Source organism: Sphingomonas sp. JC676 (assembly GCF_014489075.1).
In the GTDB taxonomy this organism is placed as follows: Bacteria; Pseudomonadota; Alphaproteobacteria; order Sphingomonadales; family Sphingomonadaceae; genus Sphingomonas.
Map to the genome: position 1 here is coordinate 1 of NZ_JACTGR010000007.1, position 18502 is coordinate 18502.

At 66.6% G+C, this 18502-nt stretch carries 14 protein-coding genes; 4 read left to right on the forward strand and 10 right to left on the reverse strand.

All coding sequences use genetic code 11. The features are described from left to right. Positions 1 to 122: 122 nt before the first annotated feature. From IAG41_RS20355 to IAG41_RS20365, 3 genes are all read right to left on the reverse strand, one after another. A complete protein-coding gene (locus tag IAG41_RS20355) occupies positions 123 to 2444 on the reverse strand; it encodes a GH92 family glycosyl hydrolase (RefSeq protein WP_187730528.1) in 2322 nt (773 codons plus the stop codon). A gap of 59 nt (positions 2445 to 2503) precedes the next feature. Continuing rightward, positions 2504 to 2941: a hypothetical protein gene (locus IAG41_RS20360; RefSeq protein ID WP_187730529.1), complete on the reverse strand. Its 438-nt coding sequence runs from the start codon at positions 2939 to 2941 to the stop codon at positions 2504 to 2506. A gap of 107 nt (positions 2942 to 3048) precedes the next feature. Continuing rightward, a complete protein-coding gene (locus IAG41_RS20365; protein WP_316251194.1) occupies positions 3049 to 5559 on the reverse strand; it encodes a glycoside hydrolase family 9 protein in 2511 nt (836 codons plus the stop codon). 83 nt (positions 5560 to 5642) lie between these two features. On the opposite strand from IAG41_RS20365, the gene IAG41_RS20370 reads away from it, so the two are divergent. After that, on the forward strand, positions 5643 to 7214 hold the full coding sequence (locus IAG41_RS20370; protein WP_187730531.1) for an MFS transporter: 1572 nt from the start codon (positions 5643 to 5645) through the stop codon (positions 7212 to 7214). 94 nt (positions 7215 to 7308) lie between these two features. Further along, positions 7309 to 8205 carry an iron-containing redox enzyme family protein gene (locus IAG41_RS20375; protein WP_187730532.1) on the forward strand — a complete coding sequence of 299 codons (897 nt, stop codon included), beginning with the start codon at positions 7309 to 7311 and terminating at the stop codon, positions 8203 to 8205. Here the strand turns inward: IAG41_RS20375 and IAG41_RS20380 are convergent. From IAG41_RS20380 to lgt, 7 genes are all read right to left on the reverse strand, one after another. Further along, on the reverse strand, positions 8202 to 9902 hold the full coding sequence (locus tag IAG41_RS20380) for a hypothetical protein (RefSeq protein ID WP_187730533.1): 1701 nt from the start codon (positions 9900 to 9902) through the stop codon (positions 8202 to 8204). The two genes, IAG41_RS20375 and IAG41_RS20380, sit on opposite strands and share 4 nt — an antisense overlap. A gap of 64 nt (positions 9903 to 9966) precedes the next feature. Next, on the reverse strand, positions 9967 to 11280 hold the full coding sequence (locus IAG41_RS20385) for a cystathionine gamma-synthase family protein (RefSeq protein WP_187730534.1): 1314 nt from the start codon (positions 11278 to 11280) through the stop codon (positions 9967 to 9969). A gap of 44 nt (positions 11281 to 11324) precedes the next feature. After that, positions 11325 to 12083: a peptidoglycan editing factor PgeF gene (pgeF, locus tag IAG41_RS20390; protein WP_187730535.1), complete on the reverse strand. Its 759-nt coding sequence runs from the start codon at positions 12081 to 12083 to the stop codon at positions 11325 to 11327. Beyond that, the gene (locus IAG41_RS20395; RefSeq protein WP_262408800.1) at positions 12080 to 12592 is read right to left on the reverse strand and encodes a GNAT family N-acetyltransferase; all 513 of its coding nucleotides are present in this window, start codon (positions 12590 to 12592) and stop codon (positions 12080 to 12082) included. The genes pgeF and IAG41_RS20395 overlap by 4 nt, the downstream gene beginning before the upstream one ends. Then, positions 12589 to 13101 (reverse strand): GNAT family N-acetyltransferase, encoded by a 513-nt coding sequence (locus IAG41_RS20400; protein WP_187730536.1) that lies wholly within the window; start codon positions 13099 to 13101, stop codon positions 12589 to 12591. The genes IAG41_RS20395 and IAG41_RS20400 overlap by 4 nt, the downstream gene beginning before the upstream one ends. Next, complete coding sequence (locus tag IAG41_RS20405) at positions 13098 to 14099, reverse strand: class I SAM-dependent methyltransferase (RefSeq protein ID WP_187730757.1); 1002 nt, start codon at positions 14097 to 14099, stop codon at positions 13098 to 13100. Before IAG41_RS20405 ends, IAG41_RS20400 begins: the two co-directional genes overlap by 4 nt. Positions 14100 to 14201: 102 nt before the next feature. Next, on the reverse strand, positions 14202 to 15080 hold the full coding sequence (lgt, locus tag IAG41_RS20410) for a prolipoprotein diacylglyceryl transferase (RefSeq protein WP_187730537.1): 879 nt from the start codon (positions 15078 to 15080) through the stop codon (positions 14202 to 14204). A 131-nt stretch (positions 15081 to 15211) separates the two neighbouring features. Between lgt and IAG41_RS20415 the strand changes: the two genes are divergently transcribed. Together IAG41_RS20415 and hemH are read left to right on the forward strand one after the other, a co-directional pair. After that, complete coding sequence (locus tag IAG41_RS20415) at positions 15212 to 17455, forward strand: xanthine dehydrogenase family protein molybdopterin-binding subunit (RefSeq protein ID WP_187730538.1); 2244 nt, start codon at positions 15212 to 15214, stop codon at positions 17453 to 17455. Further along, complete coding sequence (gene hemH, locus IAG41_RS20420) at positions 17452 to 18474, forward strand: ferrochelatase (protein WP_187730539.1); 1023 nt, start codon at positions 17452 to 17454, stop codon at positions 18472 to 18474. The genes IAG41_RS20415 and hemH overlap by 4 nt, the downstream gene beginning before the upstream one ends. Positions 18475 to 18502 lie beyond the last annotated feature (28 nt).

Below are 18502 nucleotides of genomic sequence, written 5' to 3' on the forward strand. Positions count from 1 at the left end.
AGGCAATGACTGTCTTCGGCACTTCGCGCCGTGCCGAATGGCCGGTTTCGGGATGGCGAAACGGCCGACTGAGCGTCCAAGATTTGGGCGTTAGCAGACCGTCCGCTTTATGAGTCTCCGTCCTAGTTGGCGCTCATCGAAAAGGGCCGCGCCTTCTTGCTCGCCCCCCATGCCTTGTTCGGCGTCGCCTGCATCGTGAAGCGCAATTCGCCGCCTGCCATGATCTCCTCGTGGCGGATATAGACGCGGTCGAGCGGCTTTCCGTTGAGCGTCACCCGGCCGACATAGCGGTTCGCGTCCGACAGGTTGCTCGCCAAGATCGTGAAGCGCTTGCCGTTCGGCAGGTTGAGCACCGCGCGATCGACGAAAGGTCGGCCGATAACATATTCGTTGGAGCCGGGCGCGACGGGGTAGAAGCCCAGTGACGTGAAGACGAGCCAGGCCGACATCTGCCCGAGATCGTCGTTGCCGGAGAGCCCGTCGGGCGTCGGCTTGTACTGGCTGTCGACGATCTGCTTCAGCCGCTCCTGCGTCCGCCAGGGCTGGCCGGCATAGCTGTACAGATAGGCGACGTGGTGGCTGGGCTCGTTGCCATGGATATACTGGCCGATCAGCCCGGCGATATCCTCGGCATGGCTGTAGTCGATCTTCGAATTGTCGAAGTCGAACATGGCGTCGAGCTTCTTCACCGCCGCGGCGTCGCCGCCCAGCAGCGCGAACATGCCGGCCTGATCCTGCGGCACGAACCACGAATATTGCCAGGCATTGCCCTCGGTATAGTCGGATCCATAGTTGATCGCGGTGGGATCGAAGGGCGTGCGATAGCTGCCGTCCGCCTTGCGGGCGCGCAGGAAGCCGGTCTTCACGTCGAAGCTGTTGCGCCAGTTGGCGGCGCGCTTCTCGAACGCGGTCGCGATGTCGGTCTGGCCCATCGCCTTGGCCATCCGCGCGATCGTCCAGTCGTCATAGGCATATTCGACCGTCTTGGATGCCGCTTCCGGCTCCTTATCGATCGGCACGTAGCCGAGCTTCATGTACCAATCGAGCCCGCCATAGGGGCCATAGGTCGCGCTCTTCACCATCGCCTCGAGCCCGGCCTTGGCATCGAAGCCCTTGAGCCCCTTCATATAGGCGTCGGCGATCACCGGGACGGCATGATAGCCGATCATCGTCCAGGTCTCGCGGCCCTGGAACTGCCAGACCGGCAGGATGCCGAACGGGCTCGCCTGCTGGCTGGCGATCAGCGAGTTGATGAAATCGGCGTTCTTCTTCTCGGGCTGGACCAGCATGAGCAGCGGATGCTCGGCGCGGAACGTGTCCCACAGCGAAAAGGTCGAGTGGAAGGTGAAGCCCTTGGCCTGGTGGACCTGATCGTCCGGTCCCCGATAGCGCCCGTCCGCGTCGGAGAATATGCTGGGCGCCATCAGGCTGTGATAGAGCGCGGTGTAGACGGTCTTCTTCTCCTCCGGTGCGGCGTCGATCGCCACCGCGCCGAGCGCTTGCTCCCAGGCCGTGCGGGTCTTCGCGCGGATCGCATCGAAATCGCCGGGCTCGCTTGCCAGGTTGGCGATCGCGCCGTCTTCGTCGACGCTCGAGATCGCGACCTTCACTTCCAGCGGCTTGTCGAGCGCGCCGAAATCGAGCCGGGCGACCAAAGCGCGGCCTTCCAGCTGCGCGGAATCATCGGCGCCGCGGCTGGGCCCCTGGAAGCCCTTGTACGGTACCTTCTCCTCGCGGTTGAAAAAGGCATGGCCGGCGAGCGGCGCGTTGGGACGGATCGCGAAATAGAGCTTCCGCGCAGGCGCCCATCCCCGCGTCTCGCGCATGCCGGTGATCGTGCCGTCGGGGCGGATGCGCACCGAGGACCACATGATCTTGCCCGGATAATTGTAGAGCGAGCTGCGCAGATCGAGCACCAGGTGCGCGGCCTTGCCTGCAGCGAAGGCGTAGCGCTGCACGCCGACGCGCTGGCCCGCGGTCAACTCGGCGCGGATGCCGGCATCGGACAGGGTGACGCCATAATAGCCGGGCTGCGCGGTCTCGTCGGCATGGCCGAAGCGCGAGCGATAGCCCGAGCCGGGCTTCTTCGGATCGCCGGGTTCGAGGGCCACATCACTGCCGGCCACCGGCATGATCAGAAAATCGCCCAGGTCAGAATGTCCCGCGCCCGAGAAATGGGTCATCGAGAAGCCCTGGATCGTCGGGTCGTCGTAGCGATAGCCCGCGGCATGCCCATAGCATTGGCGGATCTCGCAGCCGGTATCGGTGTCCGGACTGAGCTGCATCATCCCGAACGGCGCGACCGCGCCGGGGAAAGTATGGCCTTCGCCGCCGGTGCCGATCATCGGATCGACGCTCTCATACGCGGTCTGCGCGGCGAGCGGGGCGGAGACCAGGGCGGCGGCGGTTAGGGCGAGCGTCGCCCGGCGAAGATGCGCGATCATGGCGCGCAGCGGTAACGGCTGTTTCGCGCGGGGCAAAGGGCAATGGCGAGGATCGGTGGTTAGTCGACGTTCCGTCCCAGCAGCCTCGCTACATTTGTTTCACGCCGCATCATGGCCTGCATCTCAGCAGCGAACCGCGCTGTATCAGGATAGTTTGTGCGAAAGACAGCCTGACACTGTTGCCGCGCGTCGTTGAGGTCGCCGACCTTCACAAGAACGTCGAGGTCACCAGTCTTGTTGGCCGGTAAGATGGAGACGCCGATTATCACCTCGTAGTTGGAGCCGTCGCTCTGGCACTGTCCCCATTCCGCCACGCATGGGTTCTCAGTCGAGATAGGGTAGGAACCGAGTTTGCCGGCCCACGCCTCGACGTCTTGCCATTGTACCCAGAACCCACCCCGGCCCGAGAACGGATAGGTCTCCACCTCGGCCGCTAGCCACCCGAAGTCGCCGTCATCAGAACTAAATTCGTATCGCAGTGTGAGTTTGGCGTTCATGGCTTACGTTACGTCGCCAACGGAACGTCCGCTACCGGGTCGCTAACAGCCTTTCGGGCGATCGGTCCCTCGAACGTCCGAAAAGAGGGAGCTGCCGATGGCCGCTCCTAACGCTTCTCCTTCCCCAGCGCGATGCCGGCCTGGACGAGCTCGATATAGCTCGGCCCCATGTTGATGACGTACTCGTTCTCGCCCCAGAAGAACGGCCAATGCTCGCTATTCTCCGGGAAGTCGGGCTTGAGGATCAGCACGCCGGGCACCACGCCGCCGGCGATGAACGAGAAATCGGCGCGGTTGCTGCCATAGGCGACTTCTTTCGAGACGGTGCCGACGCCCGACACGAACGAGATGTCCGATCCCGGATGCGTGCCGTGGAGGAAATCGAGCGCGCGATAGGCTAGGCTGCCGTCGGTAACTGCCGGAAACGCCTTGTGCAGCACATAGTCGGTGATGCCGGTCTGGATCACCGCGCCATTGCCCGCCCAGCCGCCGGTGGTGACGGGCACACCGTAGGGATTGTCGGGCTTTTGGGCCGCCTTCCAGGCACGCGCCGCCTTCTCCACCTCGACGCTGTAGCCGGCGGGCATGCGCGACAGCGCCTGTACCGCGGTCTGGGCATATTGGCCGAAGCGCGTCGCGATCTCGGGCCATAGTGCGGCGACCCGATCGGCATATTGCTTGTCGCCGGTAGTAACGAGCAGCTCGACCGCGGCAGCGAACTCCTCGCCCGGCAGCCAGCCGCCGGTGGTGTTGCCATGGCTGTAGGTGTCGGGCGCATGGCTATGCTCCTCCGCCCAGACGCGCCTGGCGAGGCCGAGCGCCTTGTCGGCCAGCGCATCGTTATAGCCGCGGAGCGCCCGGCTCGACGCGGCCAGTGCCGCCGCCGATCCATAGTTGAGCGCGCTCGCCTTGGTGGTGAACACCCAACGATCGTCGGGCGTGCCGCTCTTGCCGTCCCTGCGTTCGCCATAGGCGAGATCGGGATCGTAGATCAGTCCATCGGTCTTGGACGCGGCATCGCCCAGATGCGTGTATTGCGCGACATCGGGCTCGACCACGCCGTGCACCGCATGGCCGACCGCGTCGTACATCGAGGTGAGATAGAGCGTGCCGTGCTCGATCTGCTGGAGCATGTCCGGCTTGCCGTCGGGCACATGGATTTCGACGTGGCGCAGCTTCTGGTCGACCAGGGTCTGGTCGCGGGTGGGGCGGTAATCCTCCCATATGCCCACCAGCGTGCGGATCACCGCATATTGCGTCTGGGTGCGGATGTCGAAATCGCCCGCGTCGAGCCAGCCGCCGATATTGAGCCCCGGGATGTGCTCGCCCGGCTTGAACTTGGTGTCGGTCGTCGGCCCCTGGGCATAGAGATCGATATGCTCGTGGTTGACCGGCGCCTGGCGCGCATCGTCGCGGTGGCTGTCGCTGTGCCACACGCGATACGCCTCGTTGACCAGCATATGGTCCATCGCCACCGGCATGTAGACGTCGAGGCTCGGATGCCAGGCGGTGTCGTAGAGGTCGGACGCTATGCGGAAGGTCGCGGTGCGCCTGCCGCCATATTCGAGCAGATAGGTGCCGGGCTGCTGCACGCCGCTGAAGTCGAAGGTGCGATAGGTATAGCGCAGATATCTGCCCCAGGGCTTGGTCGCGCCGCTGAGTACGGATGTGATCGCGCCGGTTTCCGAAACGCGCAGCAGCCGCGCGGTGGCAGGCGCGGTCGTCATCGCCGGATCGAGCTCGATCACCGCCAGCTTCTTCTGCTCGGGCGCATAGCCGAGTTGCGAATGGCCGATCACCGGCGCGCGCACCCAGCCGGGCACGCTGTTCGGCGTCAGCGTCCATTCGATCACTTTGCCGGTCTTGCCCGCTGGGATGGCGCTGCGGACGACGAACCAGCCATTCTGCGCCTGGTCTCGGCCGTCGAACAGGCCGAGTTCGCCAGCGGTAGATGTGATCGTGACGCGGCGCGCCGGATCCTCGGGCGCGAGCACCAAAGTCTTGCCGGCGGCGAAGGGCAGCGGCTCGGCGCCGGGGCCGATGTCACGCCCGCTGGCGGCGTTGCGCGCGCCGCCCGCGACCATGTCGCTGGACGGATAGAGCGGGAAGCTGCCCGATTTGCCATCGGCCATCAGGCTCTTGTGGAAATAGGCCGAGGGGATGAACTCCAGGTTGAACCCGGCCTTGCCGACCAGCGCCTCGGGAAGGGGTCTGTCGAGTAGGACCGAGAGGATCACCGATCCGCCGCGGCGCTCGGCGCGGATGCGGTACTGGAAATTATAGTCCGGATATTCGAGCAGTACCTCGATCGTGCCGGTCTTGGGGTCTACATCGCGCTTCACCATCCGGCCGATCGGATCCCATTGGCCCGGCGTGGCGGAAAGGCGGACATCGCCGTTGGTCGCGGTGCGCTCGCCCTGCTGGATGATCTCGACGCCGCTGATCTTGGAGTCCGCGAATAGCCCGTCATACCAGTTGGAGAAGACGAGGACGTTGACGCCGGGGCTCTCGAAATAGCCCGCATCGCCAAGTCGCAGCGCGGTCTGCGCATCGGCGGGAAGCGCGGTTCCGGCGAGCAGGCAGGCGCAGATCAGGCGTTGAACGGCTTTGGCTTTCACGGCGCTCTCCTTCGTGGCAGGTTGGTTCCCGCGCATCGAAGTTAGCGCTAACACAGACAAATGGGGCAGGGGAAGACCGGGGAATGAAGAGCAACACGCTGGCGGATCGGCAGGGCATCTGGGCGTTCGGCATCGGGTGTGTGGCCGTCACCGCGGGAGTGCTCATGCACATCCCGATGTTCCTGATGGGCCGCGACATGCATTTCATGCTCGCCGGCATGCCGATGGGCTGGGACATGGTCGCCGGCATGGGGTTGATCATCATCGGCTGCCTAGTCGCCGCCTGGGGACTGCTGCCGCGCAACGTCGCCGCGCAGCGCGCGGCGAGCGTCGATCTGATCGTCGCCGCTCCAGAGGATGCGCCGCTGGGGCCTGCGCATTGGGGTTTGCTCTTCGTGCTCGTGCTGGCGCTGATCATCGACACGATGAAGCCCGCCTCGCTCGGCTTCACCGTGCCCGGCATGGTCGGCGAATATGGAGTGCCCAAGGCGACGGTGTCGCTGGTGCCCTTCTTCGCGCTGATCGGGACCATGACCGGATCGGTGGTGTGGGGCGTGCTTGCCGACATCTATGGCCGCAAGGCGACGATCCTGCTTTCCGCGGTGATGTTCGTCGGCACCTCGATCTGCGGCGCGATGCCCAGTCTCGCCTGGAATATCGGCATGTGCTTCATGATGGGGCTGGCTGCGGGCGGCATGCTGCCGGTGACCTATGCGCTGCTCGCCGAGATGATGCCCAACAAGCATCGCGGCTGGAGCCTGGTGCTGGTCGGCGGGCTGGGCGCGGTGGGCGGCTATTTTGCGGCAAGCGGGCTTTCGGCGCTGCTCCAGCCGGTGTTCGGCTGGCGGATATTGTGGCTGCTCAACCTGCCGACCGGGCTGGCGCTGGTGTTGCTCGGCGCCTTCATCCCCGAATCCGCCAAGTTCCTGCTCGCGCGCGGCCGCGCGGTCGAGGCGCAGGCAGTGATGCGCCGGTTCGGAGCGGTTGTGCGCAAGGCCGAGGCTGCGCCCGGGGCGCGCGAGAAATCGACGCACACGCCACTCACCGGCGCCAAGCTGATCGGCAAGCTCACCGCGCTTTCGATCGCGGCGATCGCTTGGGGCCTGATCAATTTCGGGCTGCTGCTATGGTTGCCCGCCGATCTCGCCGCCAAGGGCTATTCGATCGCGGTGGCCAGCAAGCTGCTTGCCGAATCGGCGCTGATCGCTTTCCCCACCGTGTTCGTCGCGGCTTTGCTGTACAGCCGCTGGAGCACCAAATGGTCGCTCGTCGGCGCGATTGCTGTCACCCTGGCGGGTCTTGCGCTGGTGTTGCGGCTCGAGACCGGCGGCGGGGGCAGCCCGGTGCTCCCGGTCGCGCTGCTGATCGTCGGATCGAACGGGATCATCGCGATCCTGCTGCCCTATGCCGCCGAAAGCTTCCCCTTGCGCGTGCGCGGTCGCGCCACGGGATGGGTGGCGGCCTGCACCAAGGGTGGTGGCGTGCTGGCGCAGGCCCTGTCGATCACCGCATTGGTGCCGGCGATGGGCGTCGTGGCAGGGATAATCCTGGTGCCGACCCTGTTGGCGCTGGGGCTGGTCGCCTGGTTCGGGCGCGAAACGCGTGGCGGCGATCTGCGCCGGCTCGACGACGCGATGGATGCGCCGCTCGTCTGAAGATTCGTCCTGATCGAAGTTAGGTGCCCGCTTTGAAGCGGAACCATCGCGCTTTTCTGCCGGTTTTTACGGCCAGGCAGGAGAGCAATCCATCATGGCGACTAGAGCACGCGATTTCGCGAACGATACCGGCTCGCAATTTCTCAAGGACAGTTTCCAGCGCGGCCTCGCGCACTGGAATCACGAACGGCTATCACCCGGATTTCCGAGCGACGACTGGCAGCGCATCTTCGATCGCGACGCGAAGATGCAGCGACTGGAAGGCGCGTTCCTCGAGGAACTGCGCGCCGACGTGATCGAAGAGGCCGCGCAGGCGCCGACCGATGCCCACGGGTTCATCGCCTGGTTCGAGGAACTGGCGGCGACGGGTCCGGGGCAGGGCGACCCGCTTTTCCCCTGGCTGTGCGCCAAGGCCGGCATCGACGAATTGCGCTGGTTTTTCGAGCAGGAAGCGGCCGGCGAGGCGGGGTTCGACGATCTGGTCGCAATGACGCAGGTCAAGCTGCCCGTTCGCCCCAAGCTCGAGCTCGCCCGCAATTATTGGGACGAGATGGGGCATGGCACCTATGCCGGCATGCACGGGCCGATGCTCGATGCGCTGGTCGAGACGCTGCAGGTGAATCCCGTCATCGAGAATACCGTGTGGGAGAGCCTCGCGCTCGCCAATGCGATGACTGCGATGGCGACCAGCCGGCGCTACGCCTGGCATTCGGTGGGGGCACTGGGCGCAATCGAGCTGACCGCGCCGGGCCGCTCGGCGATGGTCGCCGAAGGGCTCAAGCGGCTGGGTTTCTCGGGCAAGGAGCGCCGCTATTTCTCCGTGCACGCGGTGCTGGACATCAAGCACAGCGTGGAATGGAACAAGGAAGCGATCCGCCCCGCCGTGGAGGAAGACCCGGCGCGCGCCACCGCGATGGCTGAAGGCGCGCTGATCCGCCTCCGTTGCGGCGCGCGCTGCTTCGAGGCCTATCGCGCCCGGCTCTGGAGCTAGAAGGCCGAGCTGGCGATCTTCGTGTCAGCGCTCTTCCAGGCGGCTTCGAACTGCGCGCGCGCCTCAGCGGCCTCCGCCGTCCTGCCTTGTTCCTCCAGCGCCTGGGCGAGGCCGAGCAGCGCCCAGCCATTCGCCGGATTGCGTTTCAGATCCTCGCGATAGACGGATGCGGCTTCGACTTTCCTGCCCGCCTTGAGCAAGGCGGCGCCCAACAAATGGCGTGTCGGGAAGAACTCATCGGCCGGCTCGTTGTAGGAAAGCGTGTCCTCCTTGGCGACGGCCTGGGTGAGCAGCGCGATTGCCGTGGCGTAGTCACCCTGCGCACCGGCGATGCGCGCCTTCGCCCGCAACACCGCGATCTCGTAGAGCGGCAGTCCGGCGTTCATGCCGGCGGCCGCGTTGGCGGGTGCTGCCGCCACCGCCTTTTCGGTCTCGGCGAGTTCAGCGGTGGCTTCGTTCACTCGGCCCTGGGCGGCGAAGGCGATGACGCGCGCAGAGTGATAGTTGATCACCATGCCGGTCAGCCGCGGATCGGGCGCGGGTTCGGCGAGCATCGCGTCCCACATGCCGAAGCGCAGCAGCGATTCGTAGAGAAAGGCGATCGTCCAGTCGATGCCAGGCATGCCCGCGACCATGTCGTCGGACATCGTCGTGCGGACGTCACGCAGTGCCTTCACCGTCTCGGCACCGCGTCCCTCCATGGCGGCCGCTGCGGCGAGGAATTGGTAGTTGTGCGCCGAATACATCGGGTAATAATCGATCGCCGCGGTCTTGGCGTAATAGGCCGTATCCGCCGCGGCCGCTAGGCGATTGACCTCCGCCGAATCGGCATATCGCCCCACACGCTGCAGGATGTGCGACGGCATATGGACCAGGTGTCCAGCCGCCGGCATTGCACCGCCGACGCGCTCGGCGGATGCGATCGCCTTGCCCGGATCCTTCGATGCCTCGACGGCGTGGATGTAATAATGGTTGGCGCCCGGATGGTTGGGCGCCCTGGCGAGCACCCCCTCCAGCGTCGATACGATCTCGAGCGTGCCGGGGGCCGGGCTGCCATCGGCGTTCCACAGCTTCCACGGATTGAGGTTCATCATCGATTCGGCGAACAGCACCTGCAGATCGAGATCGTCGGGAAAGCGGCGCGCAGCCTCGCGCATGCCGTTGGCAAAGGCGAGAAGCGACGGGCCGCCATTGGAAGGATCGAGTCCCTTGGCGCCATCGAAGCGCTTGGCCAGCGCCGCGATCATCGCCTGGTCGGCGGGCGAGGCCTTGGCCGAAAGCGCCTGGGCGCGATGGATCGCATCGAAGCCGACCTTGGCGCGCGCCTCGGCCATCATCGGCATGTTGTAGTTGGGCCCGAGCGTCAGCGCGACGCCCCAGAAGCACATCGCGCAGGTCGGATCGAGCTCGGCCGCGCGGGCGAAGGAGCGCGTCGCCTCGTCATGGTTGAACGCCCAGAGGAAACGCATGCCCTGGTCGAAATAGGCTTGCGCCTCTTTCGACGAAGTGCCGGCCGGACGGTGGAAGTCGCCCAGCCCCTCGAAGAGCTGCGCGCCATGCGCCCAGTCATCGAGCGTCTGCGGGAAGCCGTGATGCATGCCCGCCATCGCATCGGCGGGCGCGCCGCTTTGCGCGGTAGCGGGCGGCACCGCTAAAAGGATCGGCGCGGCACAGAGCGTCAGCAGGCTTCGAATCATTGGTCTTCCCGCGAAGAACCGAAGATCGCGAAACTACGCCGCCGCTCCGTACCGCGCAATGCAGCTAGACCGTCTTCAGCGCCTCTTCGAAGTCCGCGATCAGATCGTCGGCATCCTCGACGCCGATCGAGATGCGCACGAGATTGTCGGTGATGCCCAGCGCCTGCTTGCGCGCCTCGGGCACCGACAGGTGCGTCATCCCCGCCGGATGGCTGGCCAGCGTCTCGGTGCCGCCCAGCGAGACCGCGAGCTTGGCGATCTTGAGCGCGTCGAGGAACGCGAAAGCCTCCTTCTCGCCGCCCTTCAGATAGAGCGAGAAGGTCGATCCGGCGCCGATGCAGTGGCGTCGATAGATGTCGGCCTGGCGTTCGTCGTCGCCGCCCTCGAGGAAGCCGAGATAGCCGACCTTCTCCACCTTGGGATGGCTACGCAGATATTCGCAGACCTTGACCGCATTCTCGCCCGCCCGGCTCATGCGCAGCTCAAGCGTCTCGAGGCTGCGAAGCAGCATCCAGGCGGTGTGGGGGTCGCAGATCGTGCCGATCGTGTTGCGCATCAGCCGGATCGTGTTGATGTGCTCCTTGTTGCCGAGCACGCCGCCCGCGACCAGGTCCGAATGGCCGCCCGCATATTTGGTGAGCGAATAGACGACGATATCGGCGCCCTGCTTGAGCGGCTGCGCCCAGAGCGGCCCCAAGAAGGTGTTGTCGATAGCGATCGGCGGCTTGGCGCCCTTGAAGATCGCGTCGCGGCTGGCGCGGACGGCTTCGACGTCGACCAGCGCATTGGTCGGATTGGCCGGGCTTTCGAGATAGATCAAAGCGACGTTGCCGCTCGCCGCGCGGTTCAGCACCGCGTCGATCTCGGCGCGGGTCGCGCCCGCCGGGAAATCGAGCCAATGCACGCCGAATCGGCCCAGGATGCGCGCGATCAGCGTCTCGGTCGCGGCATAGAGCGGACCCGAATGGACGATCGTATCGCCGGGCTTGACCATCGACAGGAACAAGGTGGCGATCGCCGACATGCCCGAGGAGAAAGCGAGCGCGTCCTCCGCCTCTTCCCACACCGCGAGGCGATCCTCGAGGATCTCCTGGTTCGGCCCGTTGAAGCGCGAATAGACCAGCCCCTCAGCACCGCCCGGCCGCTTGCCGGTGACGCCCTCGAAATGGCGCTTGCCCGCAGCGGCATTGGGGAAGACGAAGGTCGAGGTGAGGAAGATCGGCGGCTTCAGCGAGCCTTCGGAGAGCACCGGATCATAGCCATGGCCCATCATCATCGTGCTGGGCTTCAGCTTGCGATCGCCGATCCTGTCGGCCGAGGGTTTGGGGCGACGGCGGGGCGCGCCGCCGGTCAGATCGGCTTCGGTTTCGTCGGTCATGTGGCTCTCCTGATTCTTTCGGCGGCTCTAGCCGAAAGAAGGTCTCAATTGATACCAATTATCGAAATCTGACGTCCGTAATCAGGCTCGCCGCGATGGGTCGAGCGGCGGAAGCTGTAGAAACGATCCTCGTGCGCATAAGTGTCGAGTCCCAGCGCCTCGACGGTGCGGATGCCCGCGGCGGCGAGGCGGTGCGCGACATAGGCTTCGAGGTCGAACTGATAGTGCCCCGGCTTGCCGTCGGCGAAGAAACGCTCATTGGCGGGATCGGCTTCCGCGAACCGGGTGAAGAAGTCCTGGTTCACCTCATAGCTGGCGCGGGCGATGCAGGGTCCGATCGCCGCGGCAATCCGCTCGCGCCTTGCCCCCAGCTTTTCCATCGCGGCGATGGTCGAATCGGTAACGCCGCCGACGGCACCTTTCCAGCCTGCATGCGCCGCGCCGATCACGCCCGCTTGCGCGTCGGCGAACAACACGGGCGCGCAATCGGCGGTGAGGATACCGAGCGCCAGGCCCGGGCGATCGGTGACCACCGCGTCGGCATGGGGGCGTTCGGCGAAGGGCTCGGTTGCGATCACGGCATCGGGCGAATGGACCTGAAAGACCGTCACCAGGCGCCCGCCGGGCAGCACCGCTTCGGTCGCGCGGCGGCGGTTCTCGGCGATCAGCGCGGGATCGTCCTGCGACCCCGTGCCGACATTGAGCCCTGCCAGGATTCCGCTCGAGACGCCGCCGCGCCGGCCGACAAAGCCGTGCGCGATGCCGTCCAGGGCTTTCGCACGCGTGACGTCGATATCGATCACAGATCGAGGCTCCAGATGCGGTCGTCGTCGATTTGGTCACCGACTCGGAATTCGTAGCGGCCCACTTCGCGGAAACCGTAGCGCGCATAGAATCGCTGCGCGCGGACATTCTCGACGAACACGCTGAGCAGCATCTGCGTGGCCCCCTGCGCGCGGGCGGTGACAATGGCCCAGTCCATCAGCACCGGTGCCACGCCTTCGCCCTGCCAGCGACCAAGGACGTAGAGCTGGTGGAGTTCGATCGCACCGGCATCCCAATCGCCGGGAAAGTCGACGGGACCCAGTTTGATGAAGCCGGCGATGGTATCCCCTTCGCAAGCGAGGCGCACCGTATAGTCGGGATCGTCGAGTTGCGAGGGCAGCCCGTCCGCACCGAAGGTTCGGTCGAGGAACGCGGCGAGATCGGAGGCGCGGTAGAGGCTGCCGAACGTGTCGGTAAACGCGCGCTTCGCCATCGCCGAGAGCGCGGGCCCGTCGGCGGGCAGGGCGGCGCGATACGCGATGGTCAAAGCGTGCGCCACCAGATGCGGTCGCAATCGATGCGGGTGCCGACGTAGAAATCGAACGAACCGATCTCGACGAAACCGTAGCGCGTGTAGAAGGCGCGGGCACGGTGATTATACGCGAACACGGCCAGATAGATTTCGGGCGCGCCCATCGTTCTTGCGGTGTCGAGCGTCCAGTCCATCAGCGCGGTAGCCACGCCCGCGCCGTGCCAATCCTTCAACACATAGAGCTGGCGGAGTTCGGCGGCGCCCGGCTGCGGATCGGGTGCCGGCAGCGCGACGCGGGAAAGTTTCGAATAGCCGATGATCCGGCCATCCTCCAGCGCGATACGGAAGCGGATCGCCGGATCGGCGAGGTGGGCGACGAGGCCCTCGGGACCATAGGCCTGGGCGAGATAGACGGCGAAGTCGTCGGGCTCATATTCGCTGGCGAACGTGTCGATCGCGCATTGCTTCGCCATGGCATTGAGTGCCTCGGCATCGGCCAGCGTCGCGTCGCGATATTCGATCATGCGAACCCCGCGGGCACGGGCCAGTCGGGCGCGGTGATCGCAAGCACCTTGAAGAGGTCACCCATCGCCTCGTCTCCGGTCAGCCGCTCGCGGTCCAGCGCGATATCCTCCGCGCGCTCGGGGCTAGCTTTGGCCAGGGCTTCGGCGCGCGCGTCGATGCCGAGCGCGGTCAGGAAAACGCCCTGGGTAACGGGACCATAGACGACCAGCCCCTCGGCCTCGGCGGCTTCGCGCAGCGTCGCGAAGTCGACATGCGCAGTGAGGTCTGCCTCGCCCGGCTCCTCGAACGGGTTGGCATATTGGTGGCCGCGCACCGCCTGCAGCGTGTCGCCGATCGCGGGACCCTGATAGCCATAGTCGATGATCAGGGCCGCACCGCCCTGGCCGAGCAGGCGCCGGGCGAGGCCGCGCAGCATCGCCACGCTGGCGGGCGAGGTTTCCAGGATCGATCCCGGCGGCGCATCACGCAGATCGGGCGGAATGATCATGTCGAAGCTGCGGTCGCCGGCGATCGGCAGGAACAAGGTATCCTGGCAGGCGACCAGCCGCTCGCGCCAGCCCTCGTTCGTGGCGACGAGCTGGCGGATCGGCAGCGCGTCGAAGAATTCGTTGGCAACGACGAGCAGCGGCCCGTCTTCGGAGATGCCCGTGAAACCCAGATGCCATTCGGCGTCCGGTACGCGCTCGGCCTGCGCGGCGCGCAGCGTCGGGCTGGTCTCGATCAGATCGACCGGCGGCGTCAGTCCGGCCTTCGCCATCGCGCGGAGCGCATCGACGGCGAGCGTGCCGCGCCCCGGCCCCAGCTCGACATAGCGCGCCGCGGGGCGGCCCGCGCGATCCCATAGATCGGCAAGCCATAGCCCGATCAGCTCGCCGAACATCTGGCTGATCTCGGGCGCGGTGGTGAAGTCGCCGCGCGCGCCGAGCGGATCGCGCGTGCCGTAATAATGGGCGTTGGCGGCGCCCATGAACTGCGACAGCGGGATCGGCCCAGCCATGGTGATCGCACGGGCGAGGCGTTCGGCGAGCAGCGGCTCCGCGGCGTTTTCCGCGCGCTCCTGCGCCCCCGCCGACAGGGGATTGTCGTCAGGCACGCGCGTTCAGGCCACGCTCTCGCTGCCCGCGATCGGCTCGACGCGCTGACGGCGTCCCTTGGCGGTGGCGATGAAGTAGATGCCCAGCGCGATCATCGGCAGGCACAGCCATTGTCCCATGTGGAGCCCGGTCTGCTCGACCAGCCAGACGAGCTGGCGGTCGGGCTCGCGGAAGAACTCGACGAAGAAGCGGCACAGGCCATAGCCGAGCAGGAAGATGCCGACGAGCTTGCCCGGTTCGTAGCGCGCCTTGGTCCGCCAGAAGAAGAACCAGAGCACCGCGAACAGCAATATGCCTTCTAGCCCCGCCTCGTAGAGCTGGCTCGGGTGGCGGGCCGGCTCGGGAACCCCATTGACGGTACCGCGGAAGACGATCGCCCAGGGCACGTCCGCCGGCTTGCCCCAGAGCTCGCCGTTCACGAAATTGGCGAGGCGGCCGAAGAAGAGTCCGAACGGCGCGACGCAGGCGACATAATCGTGCACCCTCAGCCAGTTGAGCCCCTGGCGCCACGAAAGCAGGATGATCGCCAGCGTGGTGCCGATCACGCCGCCATGGAACGACATGCCGCCGTCCCACAGCTTGAGCACCGATGCCGGGTGCTCGAGCATGCTGGGCGCATAGAAGATCACATAGCCGAGCCGCCCGCCCAGGATGATGCCGAGCGTCGCATAGAAGACGAGATCATCGGCGTGGCGCCGCGCCATCGGTGCGCCGGGCTCGCGCAGCAGGCGGAGCAGATACCACCAGCCGATCAGGATGCCGGCGATATAGGCCAGCGAATACCATTTGATCTGGAAGAAGGTGAGATCGAGCGCGACCGGGTTCAGCCCGAGGCTGTCGAAATGGAGATGGTCGCCAGCGGCGGCCAGAGTGGTGAAAAGCACGATCGATCGATCCCCGGCGAGTGTCCGGCGCACCGATAGAGCAGCCGCGCGTCAAACCCAAGTCCCTGGGTGTCGAGCACACAGCCTTAGCGCGCTGGCGCACCGCGCCCGCCCGCGATAGAGCGGGGGCGATGACGGCGAACCCAAAGGCGCGGATCAAGCTCGACCGGCGCACGTTGCTGATCGGCGGCGGCGTGGGGGCGGGGCTGGTGGTCGCCTGGGCGGTGTGGCCGCGCACCTATCTGCCGAACCTCACTGCGTCGCCGGGCGAGAGCCTGTACGGCGCCTGGCTCAAGATCGGCACCGACGGGCACGTCACGGTCGCGGTCCCCCAGGCCGAGATGGGGCAGGGCGTGTTCACCGCGATGCCGCAGATTGTCGCGGACGAGCTGGGTGCGGACTGGAAGATGGTCGGCGTCGAGCCGGCGCCGCTCAATCCGCTCTATGCCAATCCGCTGGCGGCGGCGACCTTGTTCGAGCTCGCATTGGGCTCGATGCCCGAGCAGCTCCAGCGCACCTTTGCGGCGCGCACCGGGCTGATGCTCACCGGCTGCTCGACCTCGATCCGCTATTTCGAGGACCAGCTGCGCCATGCCGGTGCCGCCGCGCGCGTGCTGCTGTGCAAGGCGGCGGCGCGGCGCTGGAATACCGATTGGCAAGCCTGCGGCACGGCGAACGGCTTCGTCGTCCATGGCAATCAGCGGCTGCCCTTCGGCCAGCTCGCCGCCGAGGCGGCCGACGAAGAAGCGCCCGATCCGGTGCCGCTGCGTACCGGCGACGACAACCGGCTCTACGGCCAGCCACTTCCGCGGCTCGATACGCCGGCGAAGGTCGACGGCAGCGCCAATTTCGCTGCCGATATCCGCCTGCCGAACATGGTCTATGCCTCGATCCGCCAGGGACCGGTCGGCACGACCGAGCTGGTGCGCGTCGATCGCGCGGCGGCCGACAAGATCCCGGGCATGCTCAAGGTGGTGACGACCCGGGACTGGGTCGCCGCGGTCGCCAACAATTGGTGGGCGGCGGATCGCGCGATCGAGGCGATGCGCCCGCGCTTCAAGGTGCCCGATCCGGTGATCAACGACGATTCGATCGAGGAGGCACTCGGCAAGGCGTTCGACGGCGAAGGCGCGCGGATCGCGCAGGCGGGTGATCTCGCGGCAGAATTCCGCGGCGCCAAGATCATCTTCGCCGAATATCGGGTGGGGCTGGCGCTCCACGCCGCGCTCGAGCCGATGACCTGCACCGCTTCGTTCGCCGACGGCAAGCTGGCGCTGTGGCTGCCGACCCAGGCGCCGGGACTGGCGCGCCGGGCGGCGGCGCTCGCCGCGGGCATCGGCGAGGGGCGCGTGACGGTGCATCCGATGATGGGCGGCGGATCGTTCGGCGCGAAGCTCGAGCATGACGTCGCGGCGCAGGCGGCGCTGCTCGCGAAGGAAATCGGCCGCCCGGTACAGCTCACCTGGCCGCGCGGCGAGGATTTCCGGCACGACCGCTATCGCCCCGCCGCCGCCGGGCGGCTGAGCGCGAAGCTCAACGAACGCGGCCAGATCGCCGGATGGCTCGCCAAGATTGCCGCGCCCGAGACCGGGCGCGAGCTTGCCAGGCGCTTGCTCGGCGGCGATCCGGTGATCGCCGCGTCGCTGGCGCTGCCCGGCAATGGCGACCCCTCGGCGATCGCGGGAGCGACCCCGCCTTATGCGATTGCCAACTATGCGATCGATCACCACCCCGCCGACTACGGCATCCCGACCGGTTATTGGCGGGGCGGGGCGCATAGCTACACCGCCTTCTTCACCGAAAGCTTCATCGACGAGCTCGCGCACGTCGCCGGGATCGACGCTGTCGCGTTCCGCATGGCGATGCTGGGCCAGCAGCCGCGCCTCGCGCGCTGCCTCCAGACCGCGGCGCAGCTCGGCGGCTGGCAGGGCGGCACGCCGGGGAGCGGGCAGGGCGTTGCGTGCCATAGCTTCCGTGGATCGCATATCGCGGTGATGGCCGAGGCGCATCTGACCGGCGACCGCAAGATCCAGGTGGACCGGCTGGTCGCAGCGGTCGATTGCGGACGCGTGGTCAATCCCGAACTGGTCGCGCAGCAGATCGAGGGCGGGCTGATCTTCGGCATGGCGGCGGCTTTGGGCGCCAGCACCGGATTCACGGAGAATGTCGCCGACGCGCGCGAGATCGCCGATCTCGCCCTGCCGACGCTGGCGGATGCGCCCGATGTGACGGTCGAGATCATCCGCAGCGGTTCGGACACCGGTGGGGCGAGCGAGCTCGCCGTCCCGGCCGTAGCGCCCGCCATCGCCAATGCATTGCAGGCCGCGACCGGCGTGCGCTTCCGCCGTCTTCCGCTGCTATCGGACGCCGAATGAGCCTTCCCCCCGATCATCCGGCGGTGCGGCCGCGCCGCATCGGCGTGCTGCTCGTCAATCTGGGCACGCCCGACGCGCCCGAGGCGGGGGCGGTGCGGCGCTATCTCGGGGAGTTCCTGTCGGACCGCCGCGTCGTCGAGATCCCGCAGATCCTGTGGCAGCCGATCCTGCGCGGCATCATCCTGCGCACGCGTCCCAAGAAGTCTGCGCATGCCTATCGCCAAGTCTGGCGCGAGGACGGCTCGCCGCTCGCTGCGATCACGAAGCTCCAGGCCAGGGCACTAGAGAGTGCGTTCGGGCCGGAGGTGATCGTCGACCATGCGATGCGCTATGGGCGTCCCGCGATTGCCGACCGCTTGCGGGCGCTGAAGGATCAGGGTTGCGACCGCATTCTGCTCGCACCGCTCTATCCGCAATATTGCGCGGCGACGACCGCCACTGCCAACGATGCCGGCTTCGCCGCGCTCGCCGCGATGCGCTGGCAACCGGCGCTCCGCACGCTGCCGCCCTATCATGACGATCCCGACTATATCGCCGCCTTGAAGGCCTCGGTCGAAGCCTCGCTCGCCGCGCTCGATTTCACCCCTGACGCGGTGATGGCGAGTTTCCATGGCATGCCCGAGCGTACGCTGCATCTCGGCGACCCCTATCATTGCCATTGCCGCAAGACCGCGCGGCTGCTGGGCGAGGCGCTCAAGGAAACTTTGGGAGGCCGCGAGCTGATCGTAACCTTCCAGTCGCGCTTCGGTCGCGCCAGATGGCTCGAGCCCGCGACCGACACCACGCTGGCGGCGCTGCCGGGAAGGGGCATCAAGCGCATCGCGATCGTCGCGCCGGGCTTCTCGGCCGATTGCCTCGAGACACTTGAGGAGCTCGCGATCCGCGGGCGCGAAACCTTCATGTCTGCAGGCGGAATCGATTTCGTCTATCTGCCTTGCCTGAACGATAGTGATCCCGGCATTGAAATGCTCAAGAAGATCGTCGGCCGGGAACTTGCCGGATGGACCGCACAGCCCTAGCGTTTCGGAAAACCAAAGGAGAGGATGG

Coding starts and splice junctions, on each gene's coding strand:
- IAG41_RS20385 (WP_187730534.1), bottom strand. CDS start 11,280: ATGACCGACGAAACCGAAGCCGATCTGACCGGCGGCGCGCCCCGCCGT.
- IAG41_RS20415 (WP_187730538.1), top strand. CDS start 15,212: ATGACGGCGAACCCAAAGGCGCGGATCAAGCTCGACCGGCGCACGTTG.
- IAG41_RS20400 (WP_187730536.1), bottom strand. CDS start 13,101: ATGATCGAATATCGCGACGCGACGCTGGCCGATGCCGAGGCACTCAAT.
- IAG41_RS20370 (WP_187730531.1), top strand. CDS start 5,643: ATGAAGAGCAACACGCTGGCGGATCGGCAGGGCATCTGGGCGTTCGGC.
- IAG41_RS20405 (WP_187730757.1), bottom strand. CDS start 14,099: ATGGCTGGGCCGATCCCGCTGTCGCAGTTCATGGGCGCCGCCAACGCC.
- IAG41_RS20375 (WP_187730532.1), top strand. CDS start 7,309: ATGGCGACTAGAGCACGCGATTTCGCGAACGATACCGGCTCGCAATTT.
- IAG41_RS20380 (WP_187730533.1), bottom strand. CDS start 9,902: ATGATTCGAAGCCTGCTGACGCTCTGTGCCGCGCCGATCCTTTTAGCG.
- IAG41_RS20355 (WP_187730528.1), bottom strand. CDS start 2,444: ATGATCGCGCATCTTCGCCGGGCGACGCTCGCCCTAACCGCCGCCGCC.
- IAG41_RS20360 (WP_187730529.1), bottom strand. CDS start 2,941: ATGAACGCCAAACTCACACTGCGATACGAATTTAGTTCTGATGACGGC.
- hemH (WP_187730539.1), top strand. CDS start 17,452: ATGAGCCTTCCCCCCGATCATCCGGCGGTGCGGCCGCGCCGCATCGGC.